This window comes from Acinetobacter sp. 10FS3-1, assembly GCF_013343215.1.
GTDB lineage: Bacteria > Pseudomonadota > Gammaproteobacteria > Pseudomonadales > Moraxellaceae > Acinetobacter > Acinetobacter lwoffii_C.
In genome coordinates, this window is record NZ_CP039143.1 from 2,284,817 (window position 1) to 2,302,379 (window position 17,563).

Annotated in this window: 12 protein-coding genes; 6 read left to right on the top strand and 6 right to left on the bottom strand. The window is 43.0% G+C overall.

What is annotated here, in order from left to right:
• Nucleotides 1–10 precede the first annotated feature (10 nt).
• The 3 genes from E5Y90_RS10800 to E5Y90_RS10810 all read left to right on the top strand — a co-directional run bounded on the left by E5Y90_RS10800 (nt 11) and on the right by E5Y90_RS10810 (nt 6,075).
• Nucleotides 11–1,135: an efflux RND transporter periplasmic adaptor subunit gene (locus tag E5Y90_RS10800; protein WP_174660199.1), complete on the top strand. Its 1,125-nt coding sequence runs from the start codon at nt 11–13 to the stop codon at nt 1,133–1,135.
• An 18-nt stretch (nt 1,136–1,153) separates the two neighbouring features.
• A complete protein-coding gene (locus E5Y90_RS10805) occupies nt 1,154–4,261 on the top strand; it encodes an efflux RND transporter permease subunit (RefSeq protein ID WP_174660200.1) in 3,108 nt (1,035 codons plus the stop codon).
• Between the two features lie 95 nt (nt 4,262–4,356).
• Nucleotides 4,357–6,075 carry a proline--tRNA ligase gene (locus tag E5Y90_RS10810; protein WP_151204893.1) on the top strand — a complete coding sequence of 573 codons (1,719 nt, stop codon included), beginning with the start codon at nt 4,357–4,359 and terminating at the stop codon, nt 6,073–6,075.
• 54 nt (nt 6,076–6,129) lie between these two features.
• On the opposite strand, the gene E5Y90_RS10815 is transcribed toward E5Y90_RS10810, so the two are convergent.
• From E5Y90_RS10815 to E5Y90_RS10840, 6 genes are all read right to left on the bottom strand, one after another.
• Nucleotides 6,130–7,500: a hypothetical protein gene (locus E5Y90_RS10815; protein WP_151204894.1), complete on the bottom strand. Its 1,371-nt coding sequence runs from the start codon at nt 7,498–7,500 to the stop codon at nt 6,130–6,132.
• A 20-nt stretch (nt 7,501–7,520) separates the two neighbouring features.
• The gene (locus E5Y90_RS10820; RefSeq protein WP_174660201.1) at nt 7,521–9,692 is read right to left on the bottom strand and encodes a DUF6160 family protein; all 2,172 of its coding nucleotides are present in this window, start codon (nt 9,690–9,692) and stop codon (nt 7,521–7,523) included.
• A gap of 26 nt (nt 9,693–9,718) precedes the next feature.
• A complete protein-coding gene (locus E5Y90_RS10825) occupies nt 9,719–10,432 on the bottom strand; it encodes a hypothetical protein (RefSeq protein ID WP_151204896.1) in 714 nt (237 codons plus the stop codon).
• Between the two features lie 9 nt (nt 10,433–10,441).
• The gene (locus E5Y90_RS10830; protein WP_373688381.1) at nt 10,442–11,863 is read right to left on the bottom strand and encodes a hypothetical protein; all 1,422 of its coding nucleotides are present in this window, start codon (nt 11,861–11,863) and stop codon (nt 10,442–10,444) included.
• Between the two features lie 242 nt (nt 11,864–12,105).
• Nucleotides 12,106–12,675, bottom strand: coding sequence for a dCTP deaminase (dcd, locus tag E5Y90_RS10835; protein WP_004785008.1), 570 nt, complete (start codon nt 12,673–12,675; stop codon nt 12,106–12,108).
• A 122-nt stretch (nt 12,676–12,797) separates the two neighbouring features.
• Complete coding sequence (locus E5Y90_RS10840; RefSeq protein ID WP_174660203.1) at nt 12,798–13,391, bottom strand: LysE family translocator; 594 nt, start codon at nt 13,389–13,391, stop codon at nt 12,798–12,800.
• A 649-nt stretch (nt 13,392–14,040) separates the two neighbouring features.
• Between E5Y90_RS10840 and E5Y90_RS10845 the strand changes: the two genes are divergently transcribed.
• From E5Y90_RS10845 to E5Y90_RS10855, 3 genes are read left to right on the top strand one after another with little or no spacing between them, the layout of a single operon-like run.
• Complete coding sequence (locus tag E5Y90_RS10845) at nt 14,041–15,045, top strand: TAXI family TRAP transporter solute-binding subunit (RefSeq protein ID WP_174660204.1); 1,005 nt, start codon at nt 14,041–14,043, stop codon at nt 15,043–15,045.
• Nucleotides 15,045–15,530, top strand: coding sequence for a DUF1850 domain-containing protein (locus E5Y90_RS10850; RefSeq protein ID WP_174660205.1), 486 nt, complete (start codon nt 15,045–15,047; stop codon nt 15,528–15,530). Before E5Y90_RS10845 ends, E5Y90_RS10850 begins: the two co-directional genes overlap by 1 nt.
• Nucleotides 15,527–17,542 (top strand): TRAP transporter permease, encoded by a 2,016-nt coding sequence (locus E5Y90_RS10855; protein ID WP_174660206.1) that lies wholly within the window; start codon nt 15,527–15,529, stop codon nt 17,540–17,542. Before E5Y90_RS10850 ends, E5Y90_RS10855 begins: the two co-directional genes overlap by 4 nt.
• The last annotated feature ends 21 nt before the right edge of the window (nt 17,543–17,563 follow it).

Here is a 17,563-nt window from a genome sequence, read left to right on the forward strand (position 1 = left end):
AAGGACTCTTATGCAATCTGCACCGCCTCATCTTTTGGATATGCCCTCTCCGCGCTCAGTCTTGATGATGAGTGCACTTTGCTTAAATTTACTGCTACTTGGCTGTGGTCAAAATGAGTCAGCCCCACCAGCAACGACTCCCCAAACAATTGAACTGATTCCTCAAGATCTGGTGGCGGTGAAAGCCGGCAATTCAGTCCAGAAAACCGCTTTTACCGGTACAATTCGTGCCGTAAATCAAAGCAGCATTCAGGCCCAGGTCACAGCAACAGCTACCAGCGTCAATGCCCAAGTAGGTCAGACAGTGACCAAGGGGCAGCTTCTGGTCCGGTTAAACAATCAGGATAATGCAGCCCGTCTGGCTCAGGCACGTGCCAATCTGGCTGCGACTCAGGCGCAGGCCAATCAGGCCCGCACTATGATGCAGCGAAAGAAACGCCTGCTGGATCAGGGCTTTATTTCTCAGGTTGAATATGAGCAAAGCCAGGTAGACTACCGGGCCCAACTGGAAAATGTACACGCCCAGCAAGCCAATGTAGATATTGCTGAAAAGGCTGATCATGATGGAATAATCACCAGTCCTATGAACGGTGTAATTACTCAGCGTCAGGTTGAGCCTGGACAAACAGTCGCAGTAGGCCAAACCCTATTTGAAATTGTGGATCCGAATCAGGTGGAAATTCAAGCACGTGTACCGAGTGACATGCAGGCCAGCCTGCGCCCGGGTCATCGAATTGAATACCGGCTTCAAGGCAATCCGGATCAGCTCACCGCAGTCATTAGCCGGGTCTCCCCGATTGCCGATCAGGCCAGTCGCCAGATCGAATTCTTTGCAGCTCCGAATGAAAGCATCTCTTCTTTAAGTATTGGTTCTTTTGTTGATGGCTCTATTTTAAGCTCGCAGCAACTGTCAGGACAAATACTTCCTCTGGATACCATCCAGAATATTCAAAACCAGCCCTTTGTCTGGGTAATTCGTCAAAACAAGATCAAGCGAGTCAATATAGAGATATTGGAGCAACGCTATAACGATAATATCGCCGTGGTCAGAGGCTTGGAAACAGGCGATCAGGTCAGTCGTATTGCTTTTACCGAAGCAGATCTGAACAAGGCCGTGACTTTGGGTTCTCCCTAATCTGACAGGATTATTACTATGTGGTTTACCCGAATCAGTGTGAAATATCCAGTCTTCACCATCATGATGATGTTCTGTTTGATGGTGCTGGGGCTGGCTTCCTGGCAACGGATGGGCGTAGAGGAGTTCCCGGATGTCGATTTTCCGTTTGTGGTGGTATATACCACTTATCCGGGTGCATCTCCTGAAACGGTTGAATCAGAAATTACCAAAAAACTTGAGGATCAGATCAATACCATTTCTGGTTTAAAACAGGTAATTTCCCAATCTAGTGAAGGCTTGTCGATGATCACGGCCGAATTCAATCTGGATATTCCCTCCACCACAGCCGCTCAGGATGTGCGGGACAAAATTGCGTCGGTAACAGCCGAATTTCGTGATGAAATTCAGGAACCGGTAGTCGAGCGCTATGACCCGACAGCGAATGCCATCATGTCGATTGTCTTCAAGTCAGACAATATGGACTTAAAAGCCCTCAGCTCTTACTTAGATCAGCGGATTGTGCCACAGCTGCGCACCGTTCCCGGCGTAGGCACTGTGAACCTGCTCGGTGATGCACAACGTCAAATCCGGATTCAGGTTGAACCTGAAAAACTGCGTGCTTTCGGGATTGGGGTAGACAGTGTGATAAATACCCTTAAAGCTGAGAATATTGAGGTGCCGGGTGGTACTTTAAAATCTGGCAATTCTGAACTGGTGATTGAGATCAACTCTAAAGTCCTGCATCCCCTGGCCTTTGGAGATTTAATTGTTGCTAACAAAAATGGCGCGCCCATCTTCCTAAAACAGATTGCACAAATTGAAGACAGTCAGGCTGAGCTTGAAACAGGGGCTTTTCTGGATGGCAAGGCTGCCGTCGCCATTGATATTTTGCGTAGCTCGGACGCCAATGTAATTGAGGTCGTGGATCAAACCTATAAGACGCTGGAAAGCATCAAAACTCAATTACCCTCGGGCACCAGTTTGGAAGTCGTGGTAGATGCTTCGAAAAGTATTCGTGGCACGATTAGCGATGTGGCGCGTACCATCATTGAAGGCGCTGTGCTTGCGGTATTGATTGTCCTGCTATTCTTAGGTTCATTCCGTTCGACCATGATTACCGGCCTGACCTTGCCGATTGCCCTGTTAGGTACTCTGACTTTTATCTGGGCCTTTGGCTTTACCATCAATATGATGACCTTATTGGCTCTCTCCCTCAGTATTGGTCTGCTGATTGATGATGCGATTGTGGTACGGGAAAATATTGTCCGACATGCCGATATGGGCAAAGATCATGTTACCGCAGCCCTGGAAGGTACCCAAGAAATCGGCCTTGCTGTTCTGGCTACGACATTGACCATTGTTGCAGTCTTTCTGCCTGTCGCCTTTATGGGCGGGATTATTGGACGTTTTTTCTATCAGTTTGGGGTGACAGTCAGCACCGCCGTTCTCATTTCCATGTTTGTCAGTTTTACGCTCGATCCGATGCTTTCTGCGCATTGGGCAGAAAAGCAAAAAGATCCGAACAAACGTCCTGGAGCAGTTAAACGCTTTTTCATGTGGATTTCACATCACCTGGACAATTTAAGCCAGGTCTATGAAAAACTGCTCAAGCTGGCTCTGCGCTTCAGGCTGCTTACGCTCCTGATTGCGTTCGCTTCTCTGGTCGGTGCATTCGGACTGTCCAAACTGATCGGCACTGAATTTGTACCCGTCCCCGACAAAGGTGAAATCCGCATCAAATTTGAAACTCCGGTCGACGCCTCTCTTGAATATTCACAAGCCAAGCTGCAACAAGTAGATGCTATTATTCGTCAGCATCCGGATGTGCGTGCGACCTATGGCGTGATTAACGGTGTCACCGACCGCGGTAAAAACCATGTCAGTCTGCGTGTAAGCGTTACCCCACGCACTGAACGCGAAAAAACACTGACTGATTTAAATAATGAATTCCGTCATCGCCTGCAATCGGTGGCCGGTATTATGGTTACCTCGGTGGCTTCTGCCGATGAAACCGTATCTGGCGGTCAAAAGCCAATTATGATTTCAATTAAAGGGCCTGAACTGAGTGAATTACAGAAAATTTCTGATCGCTTTATGCAGGAAATGACTAAAATCGAGGGTATTGTCGATTTAGAGTCCTCCTTAAAAGCGCCTAAACCGACTTTAAGCATACAGGTTAATCGTGTTCTGGCCAGTGATCTCGGTTTATCGGTCAACCAGATTGCCAATGTCGTCCGCCCTCTGATTGCTGGTGATGACGTCACTACCTGGCAAGATGAACAAGGCGAAACCTATGATGTCAACTTGCGTCTCACTGAAGACCAACGTACGCTTCCAGGTGATTTACAGAACATGTACATCACTTCAAATAAAACTGATGCTGCGGGGCAACCGATCCTGATTCCGCTATCCAGTGTGGCAAATTTTGAGGAAAAACTTGGTGCTTCACAAATTAACCGGCGTGATCTGGCACGTGAAGTACTGGTTGAAGCCAATACTGCTGGCCGGCCTGCGGGCGACATCGGCTCGGATATAGAAAAAATGCAAGCAAGTTTCGAGCTTCCGCCTGGTTATAGCTTCGATACTCAAGGCTCAAATGCCGATATGGCTGAGTCTGCCGGCTATGCCCTAACCGCAATTACCTTATCGATCGTATTTATTTATATTGTATTGGGTTCGCAGTTCAACAGTTTTATTCATCCCGCCGCCATTATGGCCTCCCTGCCGTTATCACTGGTCGGGGTATTTTTAGCCCTTTTCCTGTTTAACTCGACCATGAACCTGTTCTCGATCATTGGCATTATCATGTTAATGGGCTTGGTCACCAAGAATGCGATTCTGCTGATTGACTTTATTAAAAAGGCAATGGACCGGGGAGAAGCGCGTTATGAGGCCATTATTGCAGCCGGTAAAACCCGTTTACGTCCTATTCTGATGACTACCAGTGCCATGGTCATGGGTATGGTGCCGCTTGCACTTGGACTAGGTGAAGGTGGAGAGCAAAGTGCACCAATGGCACATGCAGTCATTGGGGGGGTCATTACCTCGACCCTGCTTACCTTGGTTGTAGTACCGGTAATTTTCACTTACCTGGATGATGTAAAGAATTTTATGCTGCGCCATATGCGTAAAATCATGTCATAATTTAAATCACAAGCATGAGGTGATATTCAAAAATGATCACCTCATTTTTTATTGTATAATCTCTGCTTTAACGCTTAATTTTTAGGACAGTTTCCATGCGCGCGAGTCGCTTTTTATTTGCAACGTTAAGAGAAACCCCGAATGATGCTGAAGTTATTTCACATCAGCTGATGCTTCGTGCCGGTATGATTCGTAAGTTGGCTTCAGGTCTATACACTTGGCTGCCGATGGGCGTTCGCGTATTAAATAAAGTGGCTGCGATCGTTCGTGAAGAAATGAATAATGCTGGTTCACTTGAAGTCTTTATGCCTGTAACCCAACCGGCTTCACTTTGGGAAGAGTCAGGCCGTTATGTAGAATATGGTCCTGAACTGTTACGCTTTAAAGATCGTCATGACACTCCTTTTGTGCTGGGTCCAACGCATGAAGAGGTCATCACGGATCTGGCACGTAATGAATTAAAGAGCTACAAACAGCTGCCAGTCAACTTCTATCAGGTACAAACCAAATTCCGTGATGAAATTCGTCCACGTTTTGGCGTCATGCGTTCACGTGAATTCATCATGAAAGATGCTTATTCTTTCCATGCAAATCAGGAATCACTGCAAAAAACCTATGATGCAATGTATGAGGCCTACTGCAAAATCTTTAGCCGTTTAGGTCTGGATTTCCGTCCGGTACAGGCAGATACAGGTTCAATCGGGGGGTCTGGTTCGCACGAATTCCATGTTTTGGCTTCTAGCGGTGAAGATGATATTGCATTCTCAACTGAATCAGACTATGCAGCCAATATTGAAATGGCTGAAGCAATTTTAGTCGGTGAGCGTGCTGCTCCAGCTCAAGCACTGAAAATTGTTGATACTCCCAATCAAAAGACCATTGCTGATGTTTCTGCATTCTTAGCGACTGATCCTGCGCATTCAGTTAAAGCCCTGCTGGTTCAAGGTGTTGCTACTGAAGAAGCCAAAGCTGTACCAGTGGTTGCGCTATTCCTCCGTGGCGATCATGAACTGAATGAAATTAAAGCTGAAAAACATCCTTTAATTGCAGCGCCACTGACTTTTGCCACTGAAGAGCAAATCAAAGCGCTTGGTTTGACTGCCGGTTTTGTAGGCCCACAAGGTCTGGTTGAAAAAGGGATTACCGTCATCGTTGATCGTGCTGCGTCTGTACTGTCTGACTTTGTTGCGGGTGCCAATGAAGCGGACAAACATGCGACTGGTGTCAACTGGGAGCGTGATGCACAGTTTACTGAAGTTTATGACCTGCGTAATGTGGTGGAAGGCGATCCTTCTCCAGATGGTAAAGGCGTACTTCAAATTAAACGTGGTATTGAAGTCGGTCATATCTTCCAGTTAGGTAAAAAATACTCTGAAGCTTTAGGCTGTAAAGTTCTCGGTGAAGATGGCAAGCCGTTCACTGTGACCATGGGTTGTTACGGTATTGGTGTAACCCGTGTGGTTGCTTCTGCCATTGAGCAGAACTTTGATGAAAAAGGCATTATCTGGCCAATGGCCATTGCACCATTTGAAGTTGCGATTGTGCCAATGAATGCACATAAATCACCACGCACTCTGGAAGCAGCCGAAGCACTCTATACTGAGCTTCAAGCTGCGGGCTTTGATGTGCTTCTGGATGATCGTAATGAGCGCCCAGGCGTAAAATTCTCTGATCTTGAGTTAACGGGCATTCCACACCGGATCGTAGTGGGAGAAAAAGGTTTGGATGCAGGCACCTTTGAATACAAAGGTCGTCGTGATGCAGAATCAGTCAACCTGTCTAAAGAAGAATTACTGGCTAAAATTGCCAAATAATTCTTGTCAAAATAAAAATCCCGCTCAAATAGCGGGATTTTTTATAGGCATTCGTTAGCAGAATCTATGCCCGCCAAAGCAGTTTGGTTTAAAGTTTTGTCCTTGCAGACTCAAGTTGGTTAAAGGGAAATCTAAAGTTGTAGAACCCATAGGCACATTACCAACCACTAATGCGGAACCACCTATACACCCTGTTAAAAGGTTGCCACAATTTCGCGGGTTCTCCGTTAAATCTTTATTAATTCCAGCAATGGTTTGTTTCAAGACTTCATCCGTAATTGCAACTTCAGTATTTGGGCTCAAACTTCCAAGTTCGACTTCATCCTCCATTGCCAGCCACCAACCTTTATTTGCTCCGACAGCCGCACCCGGCCATAAGATACTTTCAGCTTGTAAAGATAATGAGGCAGGATTATTCAAATACAGAGCATGAATTAAGCCCAAACTCTGATTCACAGTAATATCTGTTTTCAAGCCTGTAATATTACCCGATACCTGCTTCTCTAAATTTAAGAGTCCTAATACTTTAGCCGTTAATTGCCCACTAAAATCAATCTTCCCAACTGTACCACTGCCTTTTAACATTACATCTTTCATTCGCGTCCCAGATACAATGGTAGAGTTAATTGTAAAAGGAGCAGAAGTTGAAGATAAGTTTAAATTATAAGAATCAGAGGTATAAGAAACATTATGACAAGGATCTAAAAAACCACCTACACAAGTTGTACCCGAGCTACTGCCCAATAAACGTCCTGAAACTTCCCCATTAATCTTTAACTGGGTATCTGCATAAGTCATAGAACGACTACCTGTTACAGCTACACCGGATGCCGTTTTGGTTTTCATATAACCACTAAAGCTATTAATTCCATTCGGAATACCATTACCTTTTGCATCCTGGTCATTATGTGTACCCAAAGTTAACAGTCCTGCAATTTTCTCTGCACTCACGCGGAAGCCAAGAACCTGTCTGGTTGCTGCCGAATCTGGATTTTTAATCGCAATCTGGACAAAAGGATTGGTAATTTTAGCTGAAGAGGCTGCTCGTTGATCAGCTGTATAATTTGTATTAATGCTGCCATCCGCATTTAAGGGTAAGCCGCTCAAACCAAGATTATCAATATCAATATCACAACTTGCGGCACGAATAGCATTATTTTCACCACCACAGCCTAGCTGTAGTTTTTTAATATTGGCATTCAGTTCCATTTCAGCACTAAGAGCAAGTTTATAAAATCCCATATTGGTTTGATTATAAGATTTACCTTGTGCATCAGTGGCACTAATTCCTTTCTGGTATTCAAGGTTGATTAAAGCTTGGCCCTCTACTTCAGATAATTGCTCATCATTTAATATGGTCATCGCGTAGGTATGAGAGAAACCAGTAAATGTACCCACCAGTAATGCAATTAAAGATTTTTTCATAATTCTATCCTTTATTCTTTTTATCGCGGTGTAATTCCCAGCGTACTTCTTAATGTGCCACCAGTAATTGCGATATCCGCAATTTTTTGCATAGTCGTACCTGAAGGTGACATCGCCATTTCAGCTTTAAAAGGTACACCATGCCCTCTATTGGACAAGGTTGACTTATAATTCAGTTGCACCTGAGTGTCCAAGGCTACAGCATTTTCCTTTAAATAAATTTGCCCGTTTAAACCCACATGACCCTGTAATTTATTTAAATTTAAACTTGATTTCTTAGTTACACCCGCAATCGTATCTTCAGTGCTTAAACTGATATAACTCCCTAAATATTCGGGTGAGGATTCTGTTAATGGAGTAAATTCAAAATTGGCCTTGAGCGATAAAAAATTGGTTTCGGGCGTTGCGTTGATACTTTCTACGCCCGGAATAATCATGAGCTCACCCTTACCATCTAATTTAAAGGCCAATGTATTTAAAACATCCTCTTTCTTAGCAAAAATATCATCTGCTATGACACCATTACATTTAGCTGAAACTGAACTGGCACAATTATATTTTGAACCTGGCAACTGACCGACAGCAATTTCCGCATTTGCTGCAAAAAGTAACTTGTCTGCCCGAACATAGATTCCTTCATCTTCATAACCAATTACGCCCTGCGACTCAATAAAAGTATCAATATTACGCAAACCCGCATAATAGTTGACCGCTTCACCATGTACCCCATTGTGTCCATCAATCAAGATCATAGAGGTAGTACTTGGGCCTTTTGGACCATCGACCCCGTATCCGTCGGTCGAAGCCATAAGATTGTAGGCAATACCTTTTTTATGCTCTGTGCCATAAGTCGCTCCTGTCAGTGCAAGATTGGCATTCAGATTATAAATAGGAATACCAATTCCCCAGGTTCCAGTATCATTATTTGCTGGAGCAGTCTGTGAAATAAAACGTGCACGTGAAGCAATAGTCTGGAAATCCATGCCCCGTATGGCAATCAGGGCAAAATCACCACCCTCAGTCGTATTATTTAAAGTCTGCGCTAAAATTGGGCTTGCCTTCGCCAGAGTATCCTGCATATTTTTATTAATGACAAAATCAAGTGTTTTGGCTTTTTGGATTGTATTTATATAAATATCGCCAAAATTAATAGAAGCATTCGCCTGCTGGGTTAATGCCCTTAATCTTGAAAACTCAATTGCATAACTTCCTGTACCCGTGTGGCCAATTTCAAGTGTTGTAGGCATCTGGCCAGGTTTTAATGCTGCATGACCTTTACTTAAAATATCTGCCGCCACTCCAAAATGCAGTCCCCCACTCCCCAGTTCACTATAACTTGTGCTTGATGAGGAGCGACTAGGTGTACCAAAGTTTTTAATACCTGCCTGATCAGCATTTAAGAAAATTTTGGCATTGGTAACTGCACCTGAAGCGCCCATACGGATAATATTTTTACGCTCATTCGATGGTGTGCTATAGCGAAAATCTATATTTACACCTGGGTTATTTCCAACTTTATTCAGGTTAACTGTATTTTTATCAACCCCTTCAATACCATTAGACGTTGCTAAAACCACCCCTTCCTTGGCATCCACATACATGTATCCTTCCCCTTCAAAATTGAAGTTGAAATCATTTAATATCAAGCTATTGCTATTTAAACTGTGGCTAATTGAGGTGTTTTTCAACTGAAAATTGATATGGGTTTTGCTATCTTTGTTAAATAGGCCTGATGTAGTTTGCAGAACCAGATTGAAAGGAGATTTCATATCAATTCCTAACTCACCAAGATTCTGCTTGCTTTGTACACAAGGAGCCTCATTACAATTATTTTTTACAATATTCAGATCAGCTTTGAGCTGGAGCGGATCTACACTGGCTTCAAGTCTTAATCCTGCCCCCTTCTCGGTTGCTCCGACATGCATAGCAAAAGTACTAATAATAGGCTTTTGCTTAATTCCTTCAATTTTTACATGATGTAGACCTAAACCCATTTTTGTATTTGAGATGGGATTAGGGTCATACCAGTTCACCTGATTGACTTCCGCTTTTGAAATTTCATGGGTAATAATAATCCCATCTTGACCAGTCACACTGCCTAAGTCCTGATCTTTAATCAATTCCAGAGCATAGCTCTGCTGTGCCATACATATACAGACGGTAAGTAATTTGAACTGCGATTTAGTTTTCATTCTAATATCCTTATTCTTCTACCGAGCTAGCAACGGCTTGCTCCATCGCCCGTACAGTTGACGCTAAATATTTTTATATTTCCATTCATGTGCATATTGCCATGAATATTCAAACCCATGAATCCCTTTTCCTGCCCTTGGTCAAATTGAGGGACATTCCTGCCTGTTGCATAAGTTTCATATTTAGTGGTATTAAAATATCCTTCATCACCCGCTTCAATCGATACACTTTTAAAACCTAAATTTCTGATTTTAAGTGGTTTATCATCATAGAATGTTAAGCGCATAGCGCTTTGTGGATTATTATATTGATTGATAAATGTAGTACCACTTAAGGTGAACTGATCAATCTGTAATGTGCCCTGAATTTGCTTGAAGACCAGCCATTTTTTGGCTATTGAACCATCCGGCTGTTTTTCTGTATGGTTATTTGGAGAAATAGCCAACCGGCATAATTCCAGTAATGGACACTCCAGATTATTCGTCATGCGATAATAGGCTTGCGTCACCTTGGCAATCCCGTTCGCTTCAAAACCATTAACCAATGAAATCTCTTTTTTACTGAGGTCACTGGCATACTGATGATTTAAAGATAAGGTCCAGCTTAAATCTGCCCCCCCTAAAATCTCTGTGCCTTTCCCACTAATAGCGACCATTTCTTCATTATTCAGACTTTCTAATGCCGCATAGGCCCATGAAGGTACAATAAGTACGGCAGCAAATAACATTTTCAGCTTCATGCTCATCTCCTAAAGCCCTGTCGTTTTAAACTTCAGATGTTGAATCAGCACACCATCAATCACCACAGAGCCCAAGTTTACTGGAGCTGTATTGGTAGGTCCCCTAAACACGATACCAGTTGCATTATCATTTTTATTTGCTTCCAGCAGCTTGTTATTAATTGTGACACTTCCCACACTGATACTACTGTGGGTCGCTGTATTGGCCTGATATTTGATATTACTAATCATGGAGGCTTGGCTGCCACAAGAGGCTACATTACATAAAGTAGCGGCTTTAGAAGCTTCACTAGAATAGTCCGTATAAATTTTATTATAAATATCAGGTACGTTTGGAATCCGTGTAACTTCCAAAACGATATTATTGCCTTCTGAGCCAACAATAAAGGGTTGATACATATTACCAAAGACCAGGTTGATATTAGGGCTATAAAGATATAAGCCTTCACTCGCGTGAAAGATGGGGGCATACGAACGATTTAGTGCAGGTGTCGATGCTGTGCCATCATCAATCGCCGCCGTACTAATACGCAGGGCTTTTTTATTTAAGTCTACCAGGTTGATTGCTTCGCCATTCGAACCTTTATTAAAGGTTAATGACGCTGGATTATCATGGGTGTTCTGCCGGATTAAGCTGGCCATACCGAGTGTTTGGTTCTGCTGTGCCACAGGTGAGGCTTGTGTTTGAAAAAGACGGACCTGAGAACCACTTAAACTTAATCCGTTTGCAACCAGTTGAAGTCGAATACGCTGGTCGGTGGGTAAATCCGCAGTAACTGTCGGTGCACCTGTAATCTCATCTACTTGATTATTTGAGCCCCACTTACGTGAAAAAGCATCCAGCCAGTATCCTAGCTTAATATTGTTATCTTCTTCATATACCCCTTCTCGTGCCAGAGGAGCTTCAATTGACAGATAACTGACATCCCCATTATTGGTATTTATAAATTGCTTTACATTCGATTGCGTACCTGCTCGTACCACCCAAGGGTTAGCATCTGAACCCCAGGTAAAACCTGTATTACTAAATCTTTGATTTAAATTATCATTAGTTCGTGAAAGTGCTAGACCATAAATAAAAACATCAGCCTTGGTGCGTTTTTCTGCCAGATTCTCGTTTGAGTTGACATATCTTGAATAATCTTCCCCGACCGGAATAATTCGAATAAAACCGGTATCAAATTGGCTCGGATCCGTAGCACCCGTACCTGTCAAAGGGCGGTTATAACTGGAACCTGTAGATTTATCATTCGGCATTTGAAAAACAAGTTTAAAATCCTCAGGTAAAATCGCAATTCCTTCACCTGTGGTATCTGACATCGTATCATCAGAAAGCTGCTGCATCGCGAAGGCTGGCGGCATTGAAAACATACACAATATGGTGGCTAAGCACGTTTTTTTAATAGTCAAGTGCCTGCTGTTCTTCTTCATCATCACTATCCTTTTCTTATCTGATGCTCCGCATCTTTATCCTTTAGCTTCCTAGCTACCACACTTTATTTTTTGTTAAATGATGCATCACGCATCTTTTTTATATTGATTATCCATTATGCTTATTTTTTGTGTAATTACCAAAGTCAAAAGAGCAGAAATTCCGAGTTTCCGATGAATGAAAGAATAAAAAAAGCGAGGCCAATGCCTCGCTTTTTGATCTATCTTTCTTTTAAAAGTATTTAAGCCTTCGGCAGCGTCACACCGGTCTGACCTTGATATTTACCACCCCGGTCTTTGTAAGATGTTTCACACACTTCATCAGATTCAAAAAACAGCATTTGCGCCACCCCTTCACCAGCATAAATACGGGCAGGCAAATTGGTCGTGTTTGAAAATTCAAGCGTGACATGACCTTCCCACTCTGGTTCAAGCGGAGTAACGTTTACAATAATTCCGCAACGCGCATAGGTCGATTTCCCCAGACAAACGGTGAGTACATTTCTCGGAATACGGAAATATTCTACTGTACGCGCCAAAGCAAATGAGTTCGGTGGAATAATACATACATCCGACTCAATATCGATAAAGCTTTTTTCATCAAAGTTCTTTGGATCGACAATTGCAGAATGAACATTGGTAAACACTTTGAATTCACGTGCACAGCGCACGTCATAGCCATAGCTTGAAACGCCATAAGAGATCAGTTTTTGACCATTCTCATCCAGACGAATCTGGTTTTCTGCATACGGTTCAATCATGCCGTGTTTTTCGCTCATTTCGCGAATCCAACGATCAGACTTAATTGCCATTGATATAATCCAAAAATCTTAAATATAAGTAATTACGACGTACTTTAACTGAAATTGGCAGTAATGAAAATAAGTGAAATCCTGACAAGTAAATTTCACAAACATTCGTCACTTTTTCTGGTTTATAAGCTAAGCAGTGCGGAGTAGCTTAAAGGCACAGAAAAGCTCATTAAAATAATCGAAGCGGTCTTTTGCAGGTTCTTCTGATTTAGCCAGCGATTATTTTTACGCGCCAGAATTGTGCCTAAAAATGTCCAGAAAAATGCAATTGGAATCAGTAAGGCCAAGAATACCAGCATATAAGTCACATAATAGAGACTGCTTTTCCAAACCATCACCGGAAAAATAGCCGAAGCAAACAGTAATGCTTTAGGGTTCAGTAAAGTCGCAAAGAACAATTCACGTGCAAGAATGGTTAGCTGCTCAAAATTTTCATCCAGCTCTGCCGTACGCCATAATTTCAGGGCCAGAAAAAGAATATAGGCTGCACTAAACAGTTTGAGAATATGAGGAAGTGGAGGAAAATAAACCGAGATCTTTCCGATTAAAATGCCCCAAAAAGTAATTGCAATCAAATAACCAAAGGCTTCTGCAGGAATAAGACGAAAAGCTTTCTTAAACCCGACCTGGATGCCCGACGATGCCAATAAAGTATTGGTTGGGCCGGGTGTTAATAGAATACTTATCACCAAACCAATAAAAAACCATGAAACCATAGCTTGACCTCGCTCTTATGCCTGCAGCATAAAATAATCCAGTCAAATCTGCAAAAAAATATTTGTAAGCGAACATATTAAAAAAAATTATATTTTATTTTTCTATTTACTATTAAGTAGTTGGTTAAAAATATAAGAAAATTTACTTTTAGTCAATTTTGTCAATTTATAAAGCTATAAGCAAATAGTAAAACTGCTAAAAAGTAGAGGTTTCAATGAGCGTATTCGGAATTAGAGTTCCAGAAATACTGATCCACACCCTATGAAAGGAAAATTGTCAAAACTTAAAAAAATCATTATTTCTGGTAATCTTTGATTGAAATTCAACCAACCAAAAACCTCTGGCCTTGTGTATGAACTTTGGACATTCCTATGAAAAGATATTGTGGTTGGAGCAACTTTTACCTCACTCCTCATGCTTAAATTTCCGCTCTCCATTTAAGCTGTCTATCTTGCTCAATTTGTTCAACCTATTGATAAAGTAAATTTTTGAAAAAAATGCTATTAATGGTATTCAGAGAAAATAATTGCTGTTAAATTGTACAAAGACAGCAATTGATAATTCACATTTTTTAACCTCCAGACGGTCTAGCACATTGTTGTTTTAATTATATTTTAAAAACTGCAGAATAATATCAGGAGTCATAATATGAATAAATGGATCAAGCTTTCAGTCATGGGTTTAGCGCTATCAGGCGTAGTTGCTTGCTCGAATGATAATGCACAAAATAAATCGAATAGTCAGGCTGCATCCGGCGAAAGTGTGGCTGCAGATAAACTGCAAACCCATTTTGTCAATATTGCCACAGGTGGTGCCTCAGGTCCTTATAATGTCATTGGGACAGGATTGGCTGAAATCTATAACAAGACCTACGGCGTGAGTTCTAAAACTCAGACCACTGGTGCTTCTGTCGAAAACCTGAATTTATTGAAACAAGACAAAGTTGAAATGGCTTTTGTCATGAGTGACAGCTTAACTGAGGCGATCAATGGCCAAGGCAGTTTTAGTGCCAAAATTGACAACGTGCAGCAGATTGCTGCTCTTTATCCCAACTATGTACAAATCGTGACTTCGAAGCGTTCTGGGATTAAAAATATTGAAGATCTCAAAGGCAAACGTATTGCGGTGGGTGCCCAGAACTCAGGTGTAGAAGTGAATGCACGTAGCCTGCTGAATGGTTTTGGCATTACTTATAAGGATGTAAAAGTAGATTATCTTGGTTATGCTGAAGCAGCGGATGCTTTAAAAGGTGGCAAGCTGGATGCAGCCTTTCTGACCAGCGGCCTCCCAAACTCTTCTCTGATGGAATTACAACAGGGCTTTGATCTGCAACTGGTGAGTATCAATCCTGACAAAGTCAAAGCCATTGCCAAAGATCAGGCTTATTTCCTGCCGATGACCATCCCCAAAGGGACCTATGGCAATGCTGAAGATATTCCAACAGCGGCGATCATGAATGCACTGGTGGTTCGCTCAGACTTGTCTACTGATGATGTATATAAGCTGACCAAGACTTTCTTCTCCAGTCTCGATCAACTCGCCAACTCACATCAGGCTGCTAAAGAAATCACTTTAGAAGGTGCACAAAAAGGTCTGGTGGCTCCACTACATCCGGGCGCGCAAAAATTCTATGATGAGAATACAGCGAACTGATGAAATGGATACAAGGTGCAGCGATTGCTGCACTTTTTAGTTGGGCTGCTTTTTTTATTAGCTGTGTTTGGCTGACATTTCCTTATATTTTTGTTGAAGTGAGAGAACAAAATTTTCAGTGCAAAATTGACCAGAAATCTTTTCAGCTCAGCTGGATACATTCGGTAGAAAAAACACAGTGGAAAGAACGCTATCTTCAAGATGAAAACGATTTGATTCTGGCAGAAACACAGTTCATTTCATTTGGCGCAGGTACACCTGACCAAGGCACCATTACGCGGCAGGATGATGGTAGCATTCATATACAGATCAACCGAAAATTGAAAGAACTCAACTGGGTCATTTCGCGCAGGATGCAGGGAAAAATTGAGAGTGCTGATCGGGTCTGGAATATTTATCAGGATTTTCCCGACTACAGTACGGTACAGATCTCTATAAAAAAAGACAGCCTATGGAAAAAAAGAGGTTTAAATGACTGCCTATGAATCCACAAGACATAAAAAATGTGCCCGAAGCACTCAATGAGCAACAGCAACAAGAATTATTAGAAAAATTTGACCGTGAATCTGTTACCCGTAACCCGATCAATAAATCGGTTCGCTGGTTTATTGCTGCCTTAGCAATATCCTATTCGTTATTCCATCTCTATATTACCTTTAATCCTTTACCCGAACTGATTCAACGTGCGGCACATGTGTCCATTGGTTTAGCACTGATTTTCCTGCTCTATCCAGCACGTCAGGCCAGCAGCCGGCAAAAGGTCGCATGGACTGACTGGATTTGGGTAATCGCCTCTTTTGCTTCGTTCTTTTATCTGTTTAAAGAATACCAAGCCATTATGACCACTCGCGGAGGCATTCCCAATACGCTGGACATTGTCTTCTCGATTATGACGGTCGTATTAGTGGTTGAGGCAGCACGGCGGGTAATGGGCTGGATGCTGCCGATCCTAGGACTGATTTTCTTAAGCTATCCATTTGTCAGTCATTTTGACTGGATGCCAGATCGCTTGCTCACCCGCCCCTATACATTCAGTGATATTTTCGGCCAAATGTATCTAAAGACTGAAGGGTTATATTCCTCAGCCATCAGTGCTTCGGTCACCTTCATTTTCCTGTTTATCCTGTTCGGTGCCTTTCTGGCGAAATCAGGCATGGGAAAATTATTCAATGACCTGGCCATGGCACTTGCCGGACATAAGCAAGGTGGCCCTGCCAAAGTTGCAGTGATTTCCAGCGGTTTTATGGGCAGCATTAACGGGACAGCGGTTGCCAATGTGGTGGGAACCGGTTCATTTACCATTCCTTTAATGAAGAAAATCGGCTATCACAAAGACTTTGCCGGTGCGGTTGAAGCCAGTGCGTCTGTGGGTGGACAGATCTTGCCGCCAGTGATGGGTGCCAGCGCCTTCATCATGGCGGAAACCACGGGTGTCAGTTACGGCACGATTGCCTTAGCTGCGGTATTGCCCGCCCTGCTATATTATCTCGGTGTGATGGCACAAGTACATTTCAGAGCCGGCCGGGATAACCTGAAAGGTGTTCCCAAAGCTGACCTGCCACGGGTCAAAGAAGTCCTAAAAGAACGAGGACATTTATTACTCCCTATCGTTGCCTTAGTGTTCTTCTTATTTCAATCCATTCCGGTTAGCTATGCGGCTGTGTATACGATTTTATTGACTATCGTGGTTGCAGCATTCAGAAAATCGACCCGTATGGGACCGAAAGAAATTCTGGAAGCCTTAGCTGATGGCGCTAAACAGTCACTTTCCGTGATGGCAGCCTGTGCCGTCGTCGGTATTATTATTGGTGTCGTGAGCTTGACCAGTTTCGGTTCAGTGATGACTTCTTCAATCATGAGTATTGGTGCCGGCAGTCTGTTCCTGACCCTGTTCTTCACCATGATTGCATCGATGATTCTCGGTATGGGCCTGCCATCCATTCCTGCCTATATCATTACCGCAACGATGGCTGCCCCTGCTTTGGCCAACTTTGACATTCCTATCTTAGTCGCCCATATGTTCGTGTTCTATTTTGGTTTGTTTGCCAATATCACCCCACCCGTGGCCTTGGCCGCCTTTGCCGGTGCCGGGATTGCCGGTGGTGATCCAATGCGGACCGGATTCCTGGCCCTACGCCTATCTCTAGCCGGTTTTATTGTGCCATTCCTGTTTGTCTATAACCCGGCGATGCTGATGATTGACACGACAGATATTGCCGTGAATGCCAAAGAATTTGCCTTACCGGCATGGAATGTCATTTTAAGCATTACTGTAACCTCCATTGTCGGTATTCTGGCACTGGGGGCTGCAGTAGAAGGTTATTTTAAAACAGCCCTGAGCTGGTTCTGGCGGATCTTCCTGGGGGTTGGCGCACTTATGATGATCGTGCCGGAAACCATGACCGATATTATCGGCACCCTCATGGTGATTATTGCGATTGGCTTTAATATCGTTCAGGCAAGAAAAGAAAATACAGTGACTACTAAAATCTCATAAAAAAGAGAGCCGAGGCTCTCT

What these genes read in the sequence shown, in the direction of transcription:
- E5Y90_RS10800 (WP_174660199.1), top strand. Translation starts at nt 11, where the DNA reads ATGCAATCTGCACCGCCTCATCTTTTGGATATGCCCTCTCCGCGCTCA.
- E5Y90_RS10805 (WP_174660200.1), top strand. Translation starts at nt 1,154, where the DNA reads ATGTGGTTTACCCGAATCAGTGTGAAATATCCAGTCTTCACCATCATG.
- E5Y90_RS10810 (WP_151204893.1), top strand. Translation starts at nt 4,357, where the DNA reads ATGCGCGCGAGTCGCTTTTTATTTGCAACGTTAAGAGAAACCCCGAAT.
- E5Y90_RS10815 (WP_151204894.1), bottom strand. Translation starts at nt 7,500, where the DNA reads ATGAAAAAATCTTTAATTGCATTACTGGTGGGTACATTTACTGGTTTC.
- E5Y90_RS10820 (WP_174660201.1), bottom strand. Translation starts at nt 9,692, where the DNA reads ATGAAAACTAAATCGCAGTTCAAATTACTTACCGTCTGTATATGTATG.
- E5Y90_RS10825 (WP_151204896.1), bottom strand. Translation starts at nt 10,432, where the DNA reads ATGAAGCTGAAAATGTTATTTGCTGCCGTACTTATTGTACCTTCATGG.
- E5Y90_RS10830 (WP_373688381.1), bottom strand. Translation starts at nt 11,863, where the DNA reads ATGAAGAAGAACAGCAGGCACTTGACTATTAAAAAAACGTGCTTAGCC.
- dcd (WP_004785008.1), bottom strand. Translation starts at nt 12,675, where the DNA reads ATGGCAATTAAGTCTGATCGTTGGATTCGCGAAATGAGCGAAAAACAC.
- E5Y90_RS10840 (WP_174660203.1), bottom strand. Translation starts at nt 13,391, where the DNA reads ATGGTTTCATGGTTTTTTATTGGTTTGGTGATAAGTATTCTATTAACA.
- E5Y90_RS10845 (WP_174660204.1), top strand. Translation starts at nt 14,041, where the DNA reads ATGAATAAATGGATCAAGCTTTCAGTCATGGGTTTAGCGCTATCAGGC.
- E5Y90_RS10850 (WP_174660205.1), top strand. Translation starts at nt 15,045, where the DNA reads ATGAAATGGATACAAGGTGCAGCGATTGCTGCACTTTTTAGTTGGGCT.
- E5Y90_RS10855 (WP_174660206.1), top strand. Translation starts at nt 15,527, where the DNA reads ATGAATCCACAAGACATAAAAAATGTGCCCGAAGCACTCAATGAGCAA.